Annotated in this window: 18 protein-coding genes; 8 read left to right on the top strand and 10 right to left on the bottom strand. The window is 73.4% G+C overall.

The annotated features are described in order from the left end of the window. Positions 1–31: 31 nt before the first annotated feature. On the bottom strand, positions 32–691 hold the full coding sequence (locus JOD66_RS17090; protein ID WP_204838043.1) for a response regulator: 660 nt from the start codon (positions 689–691) through the stop codon (positions 32–34). Then, entirely contained in the window at positions 688–1,785 is a 1,098-nt protein-coding gene (locus tag JOD66_RS17085; protein WP_204838042.1) for a sensor histidine kinase, read from the bottom strand. The genes JOD66_RS17090 and JOD66_RS17085 overlap by 4 nt, the downstream gene beginning before the upstream one ends. A gap of 130 nt (positions 1,786–1,915) precedes the next feature. On the opposite strand from JOD66_RS17085, the gene JOD66_RS17080 reads away from it, so the two are divergent. Next, positions 1,916–2,800 carry an ABC transporter ATP-binding protein gene (locus JOD66_RS17080; RefSeq protein ID WP_204838041.1) on the top strand — a complete coding sequence of 295 codons (885 nt, stop codon included), beginning with the start codon at positions 1,916–1,918 and terminating at the stop codon, positions 2,798–2,800. Further along, on the top strand, positions 2,797–3,669 hold the full coding sequence (locus tag JOD66_RS17075) for an ABC transporter permease (RefSeq protein ID WP_204838040.1): 873 nt from the start codon (positions 2,797–2,799) through the stop codon (positions 3,667–3,669). The genes JOD66_RS17080 and JOD66_RS17075 overlap by 4 nt, the downstream gene beginning before the upstream one ends. A gap of 188 nt (positions 3,670–3,857) precedes the next feature. Here the strand turns inward: JOD66_RS17075 and JOD66_RS17070 are convergent, their stop codons facing one another. Continuing rightward, positions 3,858–5,489 carry a helix-turn-helix domain-containing protein gene (locus JOD66_RS17070; protein ID WP_204838039.1) on the bottom strand — a complete coding sequence of 544 codons (1,632 nt, stop codon included), beginning with the start codon at positions 5,487–5,489 and terminating at the stop codon, positions 3,858–3,860. A 125-nt stretch (positions 5,490–5,614) separates the two neighbouring features. On the opposite strand from JOD66_RS17070, the gene JOD66_RS17065 reads away from it, so the two are divergent. From JOD66_RS17065 to JOD66_RS17050, 4 genes are read left to right on the top strand one after another with little or no spacing between them, the layout of a single operon-like run. Beyond that, positions 5,615–6,472, top strand: a complete 858-nt coding sequence (locus JOD66_RS17065; RefSeq protein ID WP_204838038.1) for a transporter substrate-binding domain-containing protein — start codon at positions 5,615–5,617, stop codon at positions 6,470–6,472. Beyond that, positions 6,469–7,392, top strand: coding sequence for an amino acid ABC transporter permease (locus JOD66_RS17060; protein WP_204838037.1), 924 nt, complete (start codon positions 6,469–6,471; stop codon positions 7,390–7,392). Before JOD66_RS17065 ends, JOD66_RS17060 begins: the two co-directional genes overlap by 4 nt. A gap of 5 nt (positions 7,393–7,397) precedes the next feature. Beyond that, positions 7,398–8,189 (top strand): amino acid ABC transporter ATP-binding protein, encoded by a 792-nt coding sequence (locus tag JOD66_RS17055; RefSeq protein ID WP_443678823.1) that lies wholly within the window; start codon positions 7,398–7,400, stop codon positions 8,187–8,189. A 53-nt stretch (positions 8,190–8,242) separates the two neighbouring features. Continuing rightward, positions 8,243–9,718: a flavin-containing monooxygenase gene (locus tag JOD66_RS17050; RefSeq protein WP_204838035.1), complete on the top strand. Its 1,476-nt coding sequence runs from the start codon at positions 8,243–8,245 to the stop codon at positions 9,716–9,718. 25 nt (positions 9,719–9,743) lie between these two features. On the opposite strand, the gene JOD66_RS17045 is transcribed toward JOD66_RS17050, so the two are convergent. After that, on the bottom strand, positions 9,744–10,223 hold the full coding sequence (locus JOD66_RS17045; RefSeq protein ID WP_204838034.1) for a GNAT family N-acetyltransferase: 480 nt from the start codon (positions 10,221–10,223) through the stop codon (positions 9,744–9,746). A 102-nt stretch (positions 10,224–10,325) separates the two neighbouring features. Here JOD66_RS17045 and serC point away from each other — a divergent pair, with 102 nt between their 5' ends. After that, on the top strand, positions 10,326–11,447 hold the full coding sequence (gene serC / locus JOD66_RS17040) for a phosphoserine transaminase (RefSeq protein ID WP_204838033.1): 1,122 nt from the start codon (positions 10,326–10,328) through the stop codon (positions 11,445–11,447). Positions 11,448–11,646: 199 nt separating this feature from the next. Here serC and JOD66_RS17035 read toward each other — a convergent pair whose 3' ends face one another. Next, complete coding sequence (locus tag JOD66_RS17035; RefSeq protein ID WP_204838032.1) at positions 11,647–11,922, bottom strand: hypothetical protein; 276 nt, start codon at positions 11,920–11,922, stop codon at positions 11,647–11,649. 32 nt (positions 11,923–11,954) lie between these two features. Between JOD66_RS17035 and JOD66_RS17030 the strand changes: the two genes are divergently transcribed. Further along, on the top strand, positions 11,955–12,197 hold the full coding sequence (locus tag JOD66_RS17030; RefSeq protein ID WP_205126608.1) for a hypothetical protein: 243 nt from the start codon (positions 11,955–11,957) through the stop codon (positions 12,195–12,197). Here JOD66_RS17030 and JOD66_RS17025 read toward each other — a convergent pair. From JOD66_RS17025 to JOD66_RS17005, 5 genes are read right to left on the bottom strand one after another with little or no spacing between them, the layout of a single operon-like run. Continuing rightward, positions 12,178–12,669: an O-acetyl-ADP-ribose deacetylase gene (locus JOD66_RS17025; RefSeq protein ID WP_204838031.1), complete on the bottom strand. Its 492-nt coding sequence runs from the start codon at positions 12,667–12,669 to the stop codon at positions 12,178–12,180. The two genes, JOD66_RS17030 and JOD66_RS17025, sit on opposite strands and share 20 nt — an antisense overlap. Continuing rightward, positions 12,669–12,974 carry a DUF1905 domain-containing protein gene (locus JOD66_RS17020; protein ID WP_204838030.1) on the bottom strand — a complete coding sequence of 102 codons (306 nt, stop codon included), beginning with the start codon at positions 12,972–12,974 and terminating at the stop codon, positions 12,669–12,671. Before JOD66_RS17020 ends, JOD66_RS17025 begins: the two co-directional genes overlap by 1 nt. A gap of 12 nt (positions 12,975–12,986) precedes the next feature. Further along, positions 12,987–13,943, bottom strand: a complete 957-nt coding sequence (locus tag JOD66_RS17015; protein WP_204838029.1) for a DNA topoisomerase IB — start codon at positions 13,941–13,943, stop codon at positions 12,987–12,989. 29 nt (positions 13,944–13,972) lie between these two features. After that, a complete protein-coding gene (locus JOD66_RS17010) occupies positions 13,973–14,938 on the bottom strand; it encodes a hypothetical protein (protein WP_204838028.1) in 966 nt (321 codons plus the stop codon). Next, complete coding sequence (locus tag JOD66_RS17005) at positions 14,935–16,140, bottom strand: class I SAM-dependent methyltransferase (RefSeq protein WP_204838027.1); 1,206 nt, start codon at positions 16,138–16,140, stop codon at positions 14,935–14,937. The genes JOD66_RS17010 and JOD66_RS17005 overlap by 4 nt, the downstream gene beginning before the upstream one ends. Positions 16,141–16,255 lie beyond the last annotated feature (115 nt).

Below are 16,255 nucleotides of genomic sequence, written 5' to 3'. Positions count from 1 at the left end.
ATCCGAGACCAGTTTCTGCCGGGTCGGCGGATCAGGTACGCCGCAGCCCGGACTCGATCGCGAAGACCACCAGCTGCGCCCGATCCCGCGCCTGGAGCTTCACCATCGCGCGGCTGACGTGCGTGCGGACGGTGTCGGGGCTGACCACGAGCGCCTCCGCGATCTCCGCATTGGAGCGGCCGGTCGCCACCCAGCCGAGGATCTCGCGCTCGCGGTCGGTGAGATCGCCGATCCGCGGGTGCGGGCGCTCGGCGCGGCCGGCGCCGAAGTGGTCGATGACGGTGCGGGTCACCGACGGGGCGAGGAGCGATCCGCCCTCGGCCACCACCCGGACCGCGTCGAGGATCGCGGTCGGCTCGGCGTCCTTGAGCAGGAAGCCGCTGGCGCCATTGCGCAGCGCCTCGAAGACGTACTCGTCGAGCTCGAAGGTCGTCAGCATCACCACCTTCACCGCCGCCAGGGCCGGGTCGGCGGCGACCTCGGCCAGCAGGCCGAGGCCGTCCAGCACCGGCATCCGGATGTCGCAGAGCACCACCTCGGGCGTCGTACGACGGAGCAGGGCCAGCCCCTCGCGTCCGTCCGCCGCCTCGCCGGCCAGCTCCAGGTCCGGCTCGGCGGCGATCAGGGTCGCCAGGCCCATCCGGACCAGCGGCTGGTCGTCGACGAGCGCGACCCTGATGGCCGCGGTCATGCGGGCAGCACCGCACTGACCTCGAAGCCGCCGTGCGGAACCGGGCCGGCCCGGAAGCTGCCGCCGAGCGCCTCGACCCGGGTGCGCATGCCGCTGATGCCCATGCCCTCATCCTGCACCGCGCCGCCGTGCCCGTCGTCCGAGACGCGCAGCGCGACCGTGTCGGTGCCCCGCTCCCAGACCACGGTGGCGGTCGAGGCGGCGGCATGCCGCAGCACGTTCGTCAGCGCCTCCTGGAGCACGGCGTACGCCGCCGCACCGGACGCCGGGGTCAGCTCACCAGGCTCGCCGATCACCTCCAGGCGCAGCCCCGCGGAGCGGACCCGCTCGACGAGGGCCGGGATCGCCTCGACGCCGTACGCCGGCCGGCGCGGGGCCGGCTCCCCCGCGATCGTCGCGAGCTCGGTGCGCAGCGCGTCCAGCGCCTCGCGGCTGGTCGTCCGGATCGCCTCCAGGCTGCTGCGGGCGGCGGCCGGGTCGCGGTCGAGGACGTGCAGCGCCACGCCGGCCTGCATCGCGATCACGGCCAGCCCGTGCCCCACGCCGTCGTGGAGGTCCTGCGCCATCCGCAACCGCTCCTCGGCGGCGGCCCGCGAGGTGCGGTCGACCCAGGCGGAGCGGCCCTGCCGGAGCATGGTGCCGATCGCGGCCGCCGCGGACACGAGCGCGCCGATGCCGATCGCCTGCCACGCCCCCACGGCGAGGTGGTCCCACCGAAGGCCGCGCACCAGCAGGCCCGCCCAGATCAGCACCGCCGCGGCGAGCAGCAGCGGGAACCAGGTGGGGACCGGACGTCGGGTCGCGAGCACGAACGAGGCGACGATCAGGGCGAAGAAGATCGGCCCGTTCTCACCGCCGACGGCGAAGTACCCGCCGCTCAGCGCGCCGGTCGCGACCAGCAGCAGGGGGAACCGGTCGAGCAGCAGCAGCGAGCACGCCGCCCCTGCCGCGAACCCGACGGACAGCACCCGCCCGAGCACGTCGGCGTCGACCTCTCCACCGTGCCCGAGGTTCACGGCGAACGAGCCGCCGGTGATGATCACCGCGACCGGGATCAGCCACCAGCGCCGGGCCAGCCAGATGTTCGTGTCCATGCAGCGAACCTAGGCGAGCATCGACCCGTCGTCGTACGACGACGAGCGCCTCGTCCGTACGCAGTCCTGCGTACGACGCGGCCGCCTCCGGGCGGACGCGTCGGGGCCGCCGAGCGGCGAGCGTGGAGCCATGAACGCAGATCGAGACACGGTGGCCGCCACCGACGAGCTCACCAAGGTCTACGGCGACCGGGTCGCCGTCGACAAGGTCACCATGACCGTGCGGCGCGGCGAGGTCTACGGCTTCCTCGGCCCCAACGGTGCCGGGAAGACCACGACCCTGCGGATGCTGCTCGGCCTGATCCGGCCCACCTCCGGGTCGTCGTACGCGTCGACGTCGGTGGGTGCGCTGATCGAGGGACCGGGCTTCTTCCCGTACCTCTCGGGACGCGCCAACCTGCGCGTCCTGGCCCGGCACCGGGGCCTGCCCGACGCCGAGGTCGAGCGGGTGCTGGAGCGGGTCGACCTCGCCGCTCGTGGGGACGACCGGTTCAAGGGCTACTCCCTAGGCATGAAGCAGCGTCTCGGCGTCGCGGCCGCCCTGATGGGCGACCCGGAGCTGATCGTGCTCGACGAGCCCACCAACGGACTCGACCCGGCGGGCATGGCGGACATGCGGGCACTGGTCGTCGACCTGGCCCGCGGCGGGCAGACCGTGCTGCTGTCGAGCCACCTGCTGGCCGAGGTACAGGAGATCTGCCACCGGGTCGGGGTGATCGACGACGGCCGGCTGCTGCGCGAGTCCACCGTGGCCGAGCTGCGCGGCGGCGTGTCGCTGCGGGTCCGGGCCACGCCCGAGCCGACGGCGCTGGCCGTCGCGATGCGGCTGGCCGGCGACGACGGCGTACGACGGGGCGCCGACGGCGGCCTGCTGCTCACGCTCCCCGCCGACCGCGCACCCGACGTGACCCGGGCCCTGGTCGGCGCGGGCGTCGACGTCCACGAGATCACCGCTGCCGAGCGCAGCCTCGAAGAGGTCTTCTTCGAGATGACGCAGAAGGAGTCCGTCCGATGAGCACGCTGACCGCGACCACCCGCGACACCACCCGCAGCGCCCGCGCCGAGCTGGTCCGGCTGCGTGCCTGGCCGGCGGTGTGGATCACCCTCGGCGCCTGGCTGGTGCTGAGCCTGCTGTTCGGCTACCTGTTCACGTACCTCTCCTACACCAGCGGCGAGCCGGGCTTCGCCGACGAGGGCACCACCCGGGCCGAGCAGCTCGCCCAGATGATGCCGGACGCCGTACCCGATGTCTTCTTGCAGGGCATGCCGATGTTCGGCGGCGCGCTGATGATGGTGCTCGGTGCGCTGGTCGCCGGCAACGGCTACGGCTGGGGCACCTGGAAGACCCTGTTCTCCCAGGGCGTTCGTCGTACGCCGGCGCTGGTCGGCTCGGTCCTGTCGCTGACCACGATCGTCGTCGGCACCCTCGTCGTCACCTTCGTGGTCGACCTCGGCGTCTCGCTGCTGATCGCCTCGACCGAGTCGCAGGACGTCGTCCTGCCCTCGGCCGGCTCGGTCGTCCAGGCCTTCGGCGCGGGCTTCCTGGTCCTCGAGATGTGGGCCCTGCTCGGCTTCCTGCTCGGCACCCTGGCCCTCGGACCGGCGCTGTCGGTCGGGCTCGGCCTGGTCTGGGCGCTGGTCGTGGAGAACCTGCTGCGCGGTGTCGGCCGGCTCCTCGGCTGGGTCGAGAGCCTGACCGAGGTGCTCCCCGGCACGTCGGCAGGCTCGCTGATCGGCTCCATCGTCGGCGTCGGCACCGGCGACGGCACCCCCGGCGTCGTCGACACCGTCCCCGGCACCCGGGCCGCGCTGACGGTCGCGGCGTACGTCGTCGTCGCGGTCGTCGCCAGCATCGTGTTGGTCCGGCGGCGTGACGTGACCTGACCCGGCAGAAACTGGCTCCCGTAAGGGCGCGACCCGGCAGAAACTTGCTCGCAAACCGGGTCGACCCGGCACAAAGTGACCCGCGAAGAGCCACTTTCTGCCGGGTCGACCTAAACCCCGAGCCACTTTCTGCCGGGTCGGCGCAAACCCCGAGCCACTTTCTGCCGGGTCGGCGCACAACCCGAGCCTCACACCTGGTCGTGGAGGCGCAGCTGGAGGGCGAGGAGGAGCCGGTCGTCGGGGTCGGCGAGGTCGTAGCCGGCGAGCGACTCCAGCCGGCCGATCCGGTAGCGGACGGTGTTCTGGTGGGTGGTCAGCGCCTGGGCGGCCGGACCGTACTCACCGTGGACGCGGAGCCAGACCCGGGCGGTCTCCAGCAGGTCGATGCTGCTCCGGCCGTCGTACTCGACCAGGGTGCGGAAGCGCTCGTCGTCGAGCAGGGCGGCGCGGGGCAGCGCCTCGAGGCACTCCGCGAGCAGGACCGCGGTCCGGTCGCTGTCGAGGGTGACCACCGGGCGGGCGGCCGAGGGCGCGGTCCGCGCGCACACCCGCTCGATCTCGGCCCGGGCGGCGCGCACCGAACCCGCCGAGGCCGAGGAGCTGACGGCGGCCCGGAAGCCGGCGTGCCGCTGAGCCCGCAGGTGGGCGAGGGTCCGCTCCGCCCAGGCGACGTCGCGGGCCGGGTCGACGGGGCCGGGCGCGAGGACGTAGAGCCGGGCACCGTACGGCGCCACCAGGGCCTGCTCGGCCAGGGACACCGCGCGCATGCTGAGCAGCGCGACGGCCTCGGAGGACAGCAGCCACTCGGCGGCGTGGTCGTCGTCGACGGCCTCGATGCCGATCAGGGTGAAGCTGGCCGGCTCCCGCACCCGCAGCTGAGGTACGTCGTCCCCGGGCCCCGGTCCCTCGGGCGCGAGCAGCCGCTGCACCAGCTCGGTGCTGACCGAGTGGATCTGCCGGGCCTGGCTGACCAGGCGGGCGGCGTACCGCGCGGCGCCGATCAGGTGGTCCTCCAGCTCGGGCCCGAACGGGACGTCGGTCTCCTGGGCCCAGATGGTGCCGAGGTAGACCCCGGTGGTCGGGTCGGCCATCCCGATGCCGAGCCGGCGGCGCACCTCGCCCGCCTGGGGGAGCTCGACGGTGGCGCCGGGGACCCGGAGCCGGTCGTAGACCCGCTCGGAGCGCAGCTGCTCGACGTGCCACTGCGGTGGCTCCCGGCCGAGGATGGCCAGCCGGCGGATCGGGTCCGCCTGGTCGCTGTAGGGCGAGAACGCCATCACCCGGGCCCGCTCGTCCTCGATCGAGATGAGCGTGCCGGTCGCGACGCCGAGCGCCTTGGCGACGTCGAAGAGGTCGGTGTGCTCGGCGAGGGCGCGGTTGAGCCGGGCGCTGCCGACGTCGTGGCGGCGCGGCTCGACCACCACCCGTAGCGCCTCGGCGAGCAGCGCGGACCACTCCGGCCCCCGAGGTACGACGACCACCGCGCCCGCGAGCAGCGCCTCGGGGACCGGAGTCCCCGGGTCGCGGACCAGGAGCGCGCCGGGCGCCCGAGCGGCGAGGTCGGCGGCCAGCGCCGTCAGCTCGCCGGCGGCGTCGCCGGTGAGGACCAGCAGGCCCGCGCCGACCTCCTCCGGCAGCGGCTCGGCGCCCAGGGCGGCGGCGTCGACGAGCAGGTGCGTGCGCAGCGCGAGCTCGGGGTCGGCGGCGCCGAGCAGGCGGACGTCGGTGATCAGCCGCAGCGCGTGGACGAGGTCGCGCAATGTCGCCGACATCGTCGCGGACGGCTCGCCGGCCTTCGGAAACACGTCCGATACGGGCATGGAGAATCCTCAAAGGCAGCCGGCATTTCTTTGAAGGATCCTACATCGACTCCGCCGATCGGCGGTCCCTACGGTGGGTGCACCCGGCCAGCCCGACGCCGGACCGAGACCCCACGGAGCCCGCCATGTCGAACACCCCCACCCTGCGCCGCCGGATCAGCGGGATCGCCCTCCTCGCCCTCGCCACGACCGGGACGCTCACGGCCTGCTCCTCCGGCGACGACGCCGGCAAGGACGGCGGCAGCGGCGACGCGAAGACGCTGGTGATCCCGCAGCAGGTCGGCGTGCCGCCGTACAGCTATCTCGACGACAAGGGCGAGCTCGCCGGACTGCTCCCCGACCTCTCCACCGCGCTCGGCGAGGCGATGGGCTTCGAGGTCGACAACGAGCAGGCCTCCTTCGAGAACGGGCTGCTCGGGCTGCAGCGGGGCACCTACGACTGGGTGCCGGGCGTCGACGTCACCGCCGAGCGGCTCGCGAAGTTCGACTTCGCCACCAACCTGGTCGAGAGCTACGGCTTCCGGGTCAAGGACGGCGGGATCGACATCGGCGACACCATGGAGGACCTGTGCGGCCTCTCGGTCGCCGTGACCGCGGGCTCCAGCCCGGTGCCGGTGCTGCAGGACCTGTCGAAGACCTGCAAGGGCGACGGCAAGGACCCGATCGACGTGCAGACCTTCGCCGACCAGGCGACCGCCGACCTCGCGGTCAAGAGCGGGCGCGCCGACACGGTGACCGCCACGAGCAGCGGGCTGGCCTACCAGGTGACGACCGAGCCCGGCGTCTGGAAGATCACCGGCCCGATCTACCAGGCGATCGACATCGGCTTCGCCGTGATGAAGGGCGACGACATGGCCGAGAAGCTGGTCCAGGCCACCGACGACATCATCGCGGACGGCACCTACGCCGAGATCCTGGCGAAGTACGGCGCGGAGAAGATGGCCGTCGAGAAGTCGGTGCTCAACCCCGAGCCGGCGTCGTGACCGAGACGATGGCGGACCGCACCGGGGAGCGCGCCGCGTGGGACGAGCACCTCGCCGAGCTCGCCGCGATCCCCCATGCGCGACGACTCCACCTGTTCCGGATCGTGCTCGCCGTGGTCCTCCTCGCCGCGGCCGTGCGGCTGGCGTGGAGCATCGTGGAGAACCCGGCCTTCGAGTGGGCCACGGTGCGCTCGTACTTCTTCTCCGACCCGGTCCTGACCGGCCTGAAGAACACGATCACGCTGACCGCGCTGTCGATGGGCCTGGCGCTCGTGGTGTCGGTGCTCATCGCCAACCTGCGGCTCTCGGACAACCCGGTGCTGCGTGCCGCCGCCGGCGTCTACGTGTGGTTCTTCCGCTCGGTCCCGCTGCTGGTGCTGCTGATCCTGTGGTTCAACATCTCGCTGATCTACCCGACCTTCAGCATCCCGCTGCCCGGCGGCGGGTGGTCGTGGGAGACCCGGGACCTGATGACGGCGTACTGGTCGGCGGTGCTGGCGTTCGGGCTGCAGCAGGCGGCGTACACCTCGGAGATCATCCGGGCCTCGCTGCTCGCGGTGCCGGCGGGGCAGCGGGAGGCCGCGCTCGCGCTGGGGATGCCGCCCGGCCGGATCTTCCGGCGCATCGTGTTCCCGCAGGCGATGAAGATCGCGGTGCCGCCGGTGAGCAACGACCTGATCAACCTGCTCAAGGCGACCGCCCTGGTCGCGTTCATCTCGGTGCCGGACCTGCTCTACTCCGTGCAGCAGATCTACAACCGCACCTTCGAGGTGGTGCCGCTGCTGATGGTGGCCACGGTCTGGTACATGATCCTGGTCAGCATCCTCTCGCTCGGCCAGTTCTATCTCGAGCGGTGGCTCGGCCGATCCGCGAGCGCCCGGGTCAGTCCGCGGGCCCGGGCAGCGAGGAGCGCGACATGACCACCCTGGCGACGACCGCGGTCGACCGGCCGCTCGACGGGCCGCTGATCAGCGCCCGCGGCATCAGCAAGTCCTTCGGCGGCCATCAGGTGCTGCACGACGTCTCGCTCGACGTACGCCGGGGCGAGGCGGTGTGCCTGCTCGGCCGCTCGGGCAGCGGCAAGAGCACCTTCCTGCGCTGTCTCAACCTGCTCGAGCGTGCGGAGGAGGGCATCGTGATGCTCGACGGCGAGCTGCTCGGCCATCACGTACGACGCGGCCGGATCCACCGGCTGCCCGCCCGCCGGGAGGCCGCCCAGCGCCAGCACCTCGGCATGGTCTTCCAGCAGTTCAACCTCTTCGCCCACAAGACCGTGCTGGAGAACGTGATCGAGGCCCCGGTCAAGGTCGCCGGCCGCTCCCGGCGCGAGGCGACCGCGCACGCCGTCGAGCTGCTGGAGCGGGTCGGCCTGGCCGAGAAGGTCGGCGCCTACCCGGGCCAGCTCTCCGGCGGCCAGCAGCAGCGGGTCGCGATCGCCCGGGCGCTGGCGATGCGCCCGAAGGCGCTGCTCTTCGACGAGCCGACCTCCGCGCTCGACCCGGAGATGGTCAACGAGGTGCTGCAGGTGATCCGCGACCTGGTCGTGGGCGGGATGACCACGATCATCGTCACCCACGAGGTCGGCTTTGCCCGCGAGGTCTGCGACCGGTTCGTCTTCCTCCAGGACGGCCGCATCGTCGAGGAGGGCCCGGCCCGCCGGCTCACCGAGGGTGCCGAGCACCCCGCCACCCGGGACTTCCTCAGCAAGGTCCTCTGACCCTTCCCCTTCAGCCAGAGAGGCACCAACCCATGTCATCGGGAGGCGCGAGCATGCCCTCATCCAGTCCCACCGGCTTTCGGGTCGCCGTGATCGGCGGCGGCTTCGCCGGCATCGCGGCCGCCCGCGAGCTGCACCGGCGCGGCTACGCGGTCACGATCTTCGAGTCCGGCGACGGTCCGGGCGGCACCTGGCGGGCCAACCGGTTCCCCGGCGTCGAGGTCGACACCCCGGCCGTCATGTACTCCTACTCCTTCGCGCCCGGCGAGTGGAGCCGCGAGTTCCCGGGCGGGGCCGAGCTGCGCCGCTACCTCGAGCGGGTCGCGCGCGAGGCCGGCCTGCTGCCGCTGTTCCGCTACGGCCGCCGGGTGACCCGGCTGGTGTGGGACGAGCGGTCCGCGACCTGGTCGGTGACCGCACGGGACGTCGCGACCGGCGAGGAGGAGAGCGCGGACTTCCGCGCCGTGGTGTCGGCGGTCGGGCTGCTCAACGTCCCGCGCCACCCCGAGTGGCCCGGCCGCTCGACGTACACCGGCGAGATCTTCCACACCGCCGAGTGGCCGGCCGACCTGGACCTGACCGGACGCCGGGTGGCCGTGGTCGGCACCGGCTCCACCTCCGCGCAGGTGGTCGCCGAGCTCGCTGGCGTGGCCAGCCAGCTCACCGTCTTCCAGCGCCAGCCCGGCTGGGTGGACCCCAAGGCCGGCCGGGTGTACGACGACGCCGAGCGGGCCCGGCTGCGCCACCCCGTGCACCGCCGGATCGCCCGCTGGCGGCTCTTCCTCGCCCTGGAGCGGCGCTGGCTCGGGGGCCGGATCATCCGGCCCGGCAGCGACGTCGACACCTCCCTGGTCGACGCCTGCCGGCGCTACCTCGACGAGGTCTTCGCCGACCATCCCGAGCTCAAGGCGCAGCTGACCCCCACTTCGGCGTACCTCGGCAAGCGCGCGGTGCACTCCTCGACCTTCTACCCGGCGCTGCTGCGCGAGGACGTGACCCTGGTCCCGCGGGCGGTGGTCGGCATGCACGAGAAGGGCCTGATCGACGCGAGCGGCGAGGAGCACGTCGCGGAGGTCGTGGTCACCGCGACCGGCTTCCGCGCGGCGGAGTTCCTCGCCGGGATCGAGGTCGTCGGCCGCGGCGGCACCGTGCTCGCGGAGAAGTGGGGCGAGGACCCGATGGCGTTCCTCGGCATCACCGTCGACGAGATGCCGAATCTGTTCCTGCTCTACGGCCCGAACACCAACTGGTACGCCCCGGTGTTCGGCATGGAGAAGCAGGCGCTGTTCATCGGGCGCACCCTCGACGAGCTGCGCCGGCGGGGCGCCCGCTCGGTCGAGGTGAAGGCGTCGTACGTCGCCGCGCTCAACCGCTGGCTCAAGCGCCGCCTCGACGCCAGCTCCTTCGCGCAGACCCCCAACTACTTCCGCTCGCCGTCCGGACGGGTCGTCACCCAGTGGCCCGACGGGGCCTCGGTGTACTGGCTGCTCACCCGGCTGCTGTGGAAGCGCTCGGCGCGCTTCCAGTGACCCCGTGCGGCCGGCCCCGGGCCGCTCACACCAGCTTGGCGAAGCACCGCGAGAGCGGGGCGTCGCGGTAGAACCCGAAGCCGGGGACCGGCTCGTAGCCGGCGCTGCGGTACAGCCCGATCGCCTCGGGCTGCCGCAGCCCGGTCTCGAGCACGACCAGGTCGTGACCGGCGTCCCGGGCCGAGTCCTCCAGCGCGGCCAGCACCGCCCGCGCGAAGCCCCGTCCCCGGTGCTCGGCGACCACGAACATCCGCTTGACCTCCACCGCGCTGGTGCCGCCGAGCGCCCGCACGCCGGAGCGGCGCCAGGCCCCGGTCGCGACCGGCTCGGCGCCGTCGTACCCGACCAGGAAGAGGCCCTCCGGCGGGTCGAACACGGCCGGGTCGACGGGGCTCTCGTCGGGCGAGCCGTAGCGCTCGACGTACTCCTCCTGGACGCGGGCGACGAGAGCCGCGGCGTCGGGGTGGAGATAGCCGACGGGACGCAGGTCGAGGGAGGCTTGCATGGCGAAACCGATTGAACAGGGCGATGCGGGGGCTGTCACAATGGGGGCATCTCTGACAGCGTCGTCAGCCTGTCTCTGCCTGTGCCGATCGAAGGTTGACCCGTGACCGACATCCAGATCCCCGCCGAGCTCAAGCCCGCCGACGGCCGCTTCGGCGCCGGTCCCTCGAAGATCCAGCCGAGCCACCTGAGCGCCCTGGCGGCCACCGGCGACACGCTGATGGGCACCTCACACCGGCAGGCCCCGGTCCGCAAGGTCGTCGGCCGCGTGCTGGAGGGCCTCGGCGAGCTGTTCGCGCTGCCCGAGGGCTACGAGGTGGTGGTCGGCAACGGCGGCGCGACGGCGTTCTGGGACATCGCGGCGTTCGGGCTGATCGAGCAGCGCTCGCAGCACCTCGCCTTCGGCGAGTTCTCGAGCAAGTTCGCCTCCTCGGTGAAGGCGGCGCCCTGGCTGGACGCGCCGTCGGTGATCGCCGCCGACCCCGGCTCGCGGCCCGAGGCCGTCGCCGAGGACGGCGTCGACGCCTACGCCTGGGCCCACAACGAGACCTCGACCGCCGTGATGGCGCCGGTCGTGCGGCCCGCCGGCACCGACGGCGCCCTGGTGCTGATCGACGCGACGTCGGGTGCCGGCGGCCTGCCCGTCGACCTGACCCAGAGCGACGTCTACTACTTCGCGCCGCAGAAGTGCTTCGCCTCCGACGGCGGCCTGTGGTTCGCGATCTTCAGCCCCGCCGCCCTCGAGCGCGCCGAGCGGATCGCCGCCACCGACCGCTACATCCCGCCGTTCTTCGACCTCAAGACGGCCATCGACAACAGCCGCCTCAACCAGACCTACAACACCCCCTCGGTCGCCACGCTCTTCTTGATGGCCGAGCAGCTGGACTGGATGAACGGCCAGGGCGGCCTCAAGGGCATGGTCGAGCGCACCACTGCCTCCTCCGACGCGCTCTACGGCTGGGCCGAGCGGACGTCGTACACCACGCCCTACGTGGCCGACCCGAGCCACCGCTCGCTGGTCATCGGCACCATCGACTTCGACGACGCGATCGACGCCGCCGAGGTGGCGAAGGTGCTGCGCGCCAACGGCATCGTCGACACCGAGCCCTACCGCAAGCTCGGCCGCAACCAGCTGCGGATCGCGATGTACCCCGCGATCGACCCGGCTGACGTGGAGGCGCTCACCACCTCGATCGACTACGTCGTCGAGGCGCTTCGGGCGTAGGAGGCTGCTGAACAGGTCGGGTTTCTTCGCGCCTGCTTCGTGGTCGGGGTGGGGATTCACCACGGGTTGTAGGCGAACCCGTGGTTCTGTAGCGGAGTTCCACTACAGAAGCGGTCACTCACCTACATCCCGTGGTGAATCCCCAACCCAGACCACCCCGCTCGCCACGACGCCGACTCGAGCGACACGCCCTAGCGACTCAGGCGTAGAGGTCGACCCGGCGCGCACCGAGCGCCACGAACAGCTCGGTGCGGCCGGGACCGCGGACGGCGCCCGGGGTGGCCAGCACCTCGGCGACGGCGCGCTCGAGGTCCCGGTGCTCCTGGAAGTGCCGCAGCGCGGCCGAACGCCACTCCTCGATGTCCGGCCCCATGCCCGGCATCGAGGTGGCCGCTCCACGCGAACGGGCCAGCCAGCCCGCGCAGACGACGGCGAGCGCCAGCAGCAGGACCGCGGTGGTGAGCTCCATCGACATCTCGTCGCCTCCTCGTCGGCTTCGGTGGATCGGTGCCTGACCAACGACGACGGGTACGCCGGGTGACGACGCCCCGCGAGAATCGGGACCGGGTCCCGGGTGGTCGAGGAGCGGCGGCCGCCCGCCTGGTCGCCCTGGGCGCCGGCCGGATCGACGCCATGGTCCTCCAGCACAACGACCTCGGCCAGACGATCTGGCGGGCCGCCGGCTACCGCCGCCAGGACGAGTGGCGGCGCTGGGTGCGCGAGCAGGCTCCTACAGCCGGCCCGCGATGAGCTCGTACGCCGAGCGCCCGAAGGCCACCAGCCGGGCCTGCTCGACCGCGGTCGGCGTCGCGCGCAGGGTCTCCAGCGCCGCGTCGACGGCGTCCTCCTTCGGCCACCCGTAGGCACCGGCGCTGATCAGCGGGAAGGCGACCGAGCGCGCGCCCAGCTCGTCGGCGACCTCGAGCGCGCGGCGGTAGCACGAGGTCAGCAGGTCGCGGTCGGTCTCGCCGGCGTTGCGGTTGGGTCCGACGACGTGGATCACCCACCGCGCCGCCATCCGGCCCGCGGTGGTCCAGCCGGCGTCGCCGGTCGCCAGGCCCCGCGGGAACCGGCGGCGGCAGTCGGCCAGCACCTCGGGCCCGCCGGCGCGGTGGATGGCGCCGTCGACGCCCGCTCCCCCGCGCATCGCGCGGTTGGCGGCGTTGACCACCGCATCGACCTGCTGGGCGGTGATGTCGCCCTCGACGACCTCGATGTCCATCACTCGACCGTACGGAGCCGGACCGTGCACCGTCCACCTTCGACCAGGCCCTCGGCGGCACGCACCGCCTTCTTCACCGGGAGCACGAGGGTGCGCTCCTCGACGCTCGGGAACACCGACGTGCGCCAGGTGCTCGCACCGACCGTCACCTCCACCCGGACGCTCCCGAAGCCCCGGCGCGGGCCGGCCTCGTCGATCTGGTCGGTGACGTCGAACGGCAGGCTCACGAAGAACCACGCCCCGCCGGACTGCTCGTCGCGGGCCCGCCAGCGCCACAGCTCGGCGGTGAACTCGTGCTCGGTCACGCCCCGATCGTGTCACCGACCGCCGACCAGGCGGAGCGTGGCCCGCTCCAGCTGCTCGCGGGTCGCCCCCGGGCGCACCCGGATGGTGCGGCCCTCCTCGTAGGCGTCGACCACCCGTGGGTCGACGTACGCCGAACGGGCCAGCGCGGGCGTGTTGCCCAGGAACTCGGAGACCTCCCGCATCGCCGCCGCGACCGCCCGCTTCCGGGCGGTCTTCGACGCCTCCGGTCCGGGAGCTCCCGCGAGCGCGGCGGCGGCCAGCACGGTGCCGTGCCAGGTGCGGAAGTCCTTGGCGGTGACCTCGATCCCACTGACCTCGCGCAGGTAGTCATTGACGTCGGTCCCGGTGACGTCGAGCAGCCGGCGGTCGGACCGGCGCCGCCGGCGGCGCCGGTCCAGGGCCCGCACGGCGACCGGGTCGTCGACCTCGACGTGGTGCTCGATCCCCGACTTCCCGGTGAACTCGAAGACCAGCGCGTCCCCCGAGCGCCGGACGTGCTGGCGTTCGAGGGTGGTCAGGCCGAACGAGCCGTACTCGGCGGCGTACACGTCGTTGCCGATCCGGAAGCAGCCCAGGTCGATCAGCCGCACCGCGAGCGCGCAGGTCGCGCGCGGGCCCAGGTCGTCGTCGGCTAGGTCGGCCTCGACCCGCTCGCGCAGCCGCGGGAGCCGCCGGCCCAGTCCCAGCACCCGCTCGTGCTTCTCCTGGGCGCGCCGCGCCACCCAGTCCGGGTGGTAGAGATACTGCCGCCGGCCCGCCGCGTCGACGCCGACCGCCTGCAGGTGCCCGTTGGGGCGCGGGCAGATCCACACCTCGGTCCACGCGGGCGGGATCACCAGCGCCCGGCACCGTGCCGCGTCCTCCGCCGGCAGCGGGCGCCCGTCGAGGCCGAGGTGGACGAAGCCGCGCCCGGCCCTCCGACGGGTCCAGCCCGGCTCGTCAGGTGAGGTACGACGCAGCCGGGCCACGACGGAGGAGGTAACCGGGTTCGCCCGGCTCAGTCCCTCGGCCGCAGCGAGCGCAGCAGCACCGCCACGATCGCGAGCCCCGCGACCCCGCCGATCGCCCACGGCCACCAGGACCGCTGCTCGGCCCGGACCGGTGCCTGCTCGCCGCCCGCAGCGTCCGGCGCGGGGGTCGGGGTGGGCGTGGCGGTGGCCGTGGGCTGGGGCGGGGGCACCGGCAGCTCGACCCGGAGCACCTCGGAGCCCGCTCCCTCGGAGCTGAGCAGCACCTCCCCGGACTCGCTGATCGCGAGCCCCTCCCCCTGCGGCTGGCGGGGCAGGTCGACCTGCGCGACCCGCCGCAGCTCCGGCCAGGTGTAGACCGCCGCCTGCCCGTAGTTGCGCAGCACCAGGTGCGACCCGTCGGGCAGGAACGAGCCGTCGGTGGCGATGCCGAGCACCTCGTCGACCAGGGTCAGCCGGTTGGGGCCGTCGGGGTCGAGCTGCTCCGGTGCGGCGTAGAGCCGGCCGATGAACTCCTTGGCGACGACGTAGAGCCGGCCGGTCGCCGGGTCGGCGAGCAGGGTCTCGGCGTCGTGGGGGCCGTCGGGGTAGACGAGCCGGTAGGTCGGCGCCCGGACCGTCCGGTTCCCCCGGCCGAAGGGCACCCGGGCCACCTCGACGTGGTCGCGCGCGCCCAGGTTGTCGCCGATGTCGCCCACCCACACCGCGCCGTCGCCGGCCGGGGCGAGCGCCTCGACGTCGGTGGCGTCGCCCTGCCAGTGGGTGACCCCGACGGTGTCGCCGGTGGCGGGGTCGACGGTGAAGATCCGGTTGCGGTCGCCGGAGTCGTTGACGGTCACGACCAGGCCGTCGCGCGCGACCAGGCCGCTGGACTCGGTGATCTCGCGGTCGGTGAAGGCGAACACCGGCTCCGGCTCGGGCTCGACCGCGGCGCCGGGCGAGAGGAAGCCGACGACGAAGGGCACCAGCAGCACCAGGCCGAGCAGCCTCCTCACCCGAGCAGCTCCCCGAGCCGCGGCCGGATCCCCCACGCGGCGACCAGGGCGTCGTACTCGCCGTCGTCGGTGCCGGCCCCGGCGCCGGCACCGGTGCGCACCGCGCGCAGCAGCGTGTTGCGTGGGGTGTGCCGGCTGTCGACGAACTCCATCACGTCGACCCGGTAGCCGGCCCGGCGCAGCAGCAGCGCCCGGAGCGTGTCGGTGAGGGTGTCGGCGAACCGCTCGCGCAGGATGCCGTCGCGCACCAGCGAGGCGTACGGCGCCGGCGGCTCCGCGCCACGCAGCTGGGCGGCGATGTCGTGGTGGCAGCAGGGCGCGGCCAGCACGAGCGGCGTCCGCCACTCGACGGCCCGGGCGAGCGCGTCGTCGGTGGCGGTGTCGCAGGCGTGCAGGGCCAGCACCACGTCGGGTGCCTGCGCGAGCTCGGCCTCGCCGATGGTGCCGGCGACGAAGGTGGCCTCGATGCCGAGCTCGCGCGCGACCGCGGCGTTGTGGTCGCGCGACTGCTCCTTCACGTCGACGCCGGTGACCCGGACCGGGAGGCCGCGGCGCTCCTGGAGATAGCGCTGCGCGGCGAAGGTGAGGTAGCCGTTGCCGCAGCCGAGGTCGACCACCCGCAGCGGGTCCTCGGGCGTCGGCCGGCGCAGCCGGCTCTTGGCGATCGCCTCGGTGACCGAGCGGTCCAGGATCCGCAGGAAGTCCTCGACCTGGCGGTACTTCGCCATCCGGCTCGGCTTGATCCGCCCCTGCGCGTCGGCCAGGCCGAGCGCGGCGAACACCGGGTCGTCCTCGGGCAGCAGCCGATCCTTGGCCCGGTCGTGGCTCCGGTCCGCCGGCGCCTGCTGCCTCCCGGCGGCGACATGCACGGCCGCGTCGCCCCTCTTGGTGACCCGCAGGCTGAGCTGCTGCTCCGCCGTCTCCACCGTCCAGTTGCCGAACGGCTCCGCGAGCAGCGCGTCGACCGCCTGCTCGGCCGCCTCCCCGCGGGGGTGGTTGGCCGTGTGGGCCTGGGTGGCGTCGTACCTGACGACCTGGAGGCTTCGGCCCGCCTTGAGGTCGACCCAGCGCAGCTCGACCCGGCGCCACGGGGGCACGGCGGCCTTCCGCCGCCCCGACGCGACCGCCCGCACCAGGCGCTCGTCGGCCAGCAGGTCCGCCCGGACCCGCGCCAGCGCCTCGTCGAGGGAGGTGGTGCTCACTTGACCAGCGACGTCACGAGGACGATCAGCAGGAGCGCGACCAGCGCGGCCGGGATGATCAGGCGGCGGTGGCGAGGGTTCACCCGTCGATCGTAGTCACGCGGTGGTGCCGTCC

Origin of the sequence: Nocardioides nitrophenolicus, assembly GCF_016907515.1 — a bacterium.
Taxonomy (GTDB): domain Bacteria; phylum Actinomycetota; class Actinomycetes; order Propionibacteriales; family Nocardioidaceae; genus Nocardioides; species Nocardioides nitrophenolicus.
Note: the sequence above shows the minus strand (reverse complement) of the source record. Positions and strands in the feature narration are given on the sequence as shown.

Bases quoted from the DNA above. Each gene is read 5' to 3' on its own strand.
- JOD66_RS17090 (WP_204838043.1), bottom strand. From the start codon at position 691: ATGACCGCGGCCATCAGGGTCGCGCTCGTCGACGACCAGCCGCTGGTC.
- JOD66_RS17085 (WP_204838042.1), bottom strand. From the start codon at position 1,785: ATGGACACGAACATCTGGCTGGCCCGGCGCTGGTGGCTGATCCCGGTC.
- JOD66_RS17080 (WP_204838041.1), top strand. From the start codon at position 1,916: ATGAACGCAGATCGAGACACGGTGGCCGCCACCGACGAGCTCACCAAG.
- JOD66_RS17075 (WP_204838040.1), top strand. From the start codon at position 2,797: ATGAGCACGCTGACCGCGACCACCCGCGACACCACCCGCAGCGCCCGC.
- JOD66_RS17070 (WP_204838039.1), bottom strand. From the start codon at position 5,489: ATGCCCGTATCGGACGTGTTTCCGAAGGCCGGCGAGCCGTCCGCGACG.
- JOD66_RS17065 (WP_204838038.1), top strand. From the start codon at position 5,615: ATGTCGAACACCCCCACCCTGCGCCGCCGGATCAGCGGGATCGCCCTC.
- JOD66_RS17050 (WP_204838035.1), top strand. From the start codon at position 8,243: ATGCCCTCATCCAGTCCCACCGGCTTTCGGGTCGCCGTGATCGGCGGC.
- JOD66_RS17045 (WP_204838034.1), bottom strand. From the start codon at position 10,223: ATGCAAGCCTCCCTCGACCTGCGTCCCGTCGGCTATCTCCACCCCGAC.
- JOD66_RS17035 (WP_204838032.1), bottom strand. From the start codon at position 11,922: ATGTCGATGGAGCTCACCACCGCGGTCCTGCTGCTGGCGCTCGCCGTC.
- JOD66_RS17025 (WP_204838031.1), bottom strand. From the start codon at position 12,669: ATGGACATCGAGGTCGTCGAGGGCGACATCACCGCCCAGCAGGTCGAT.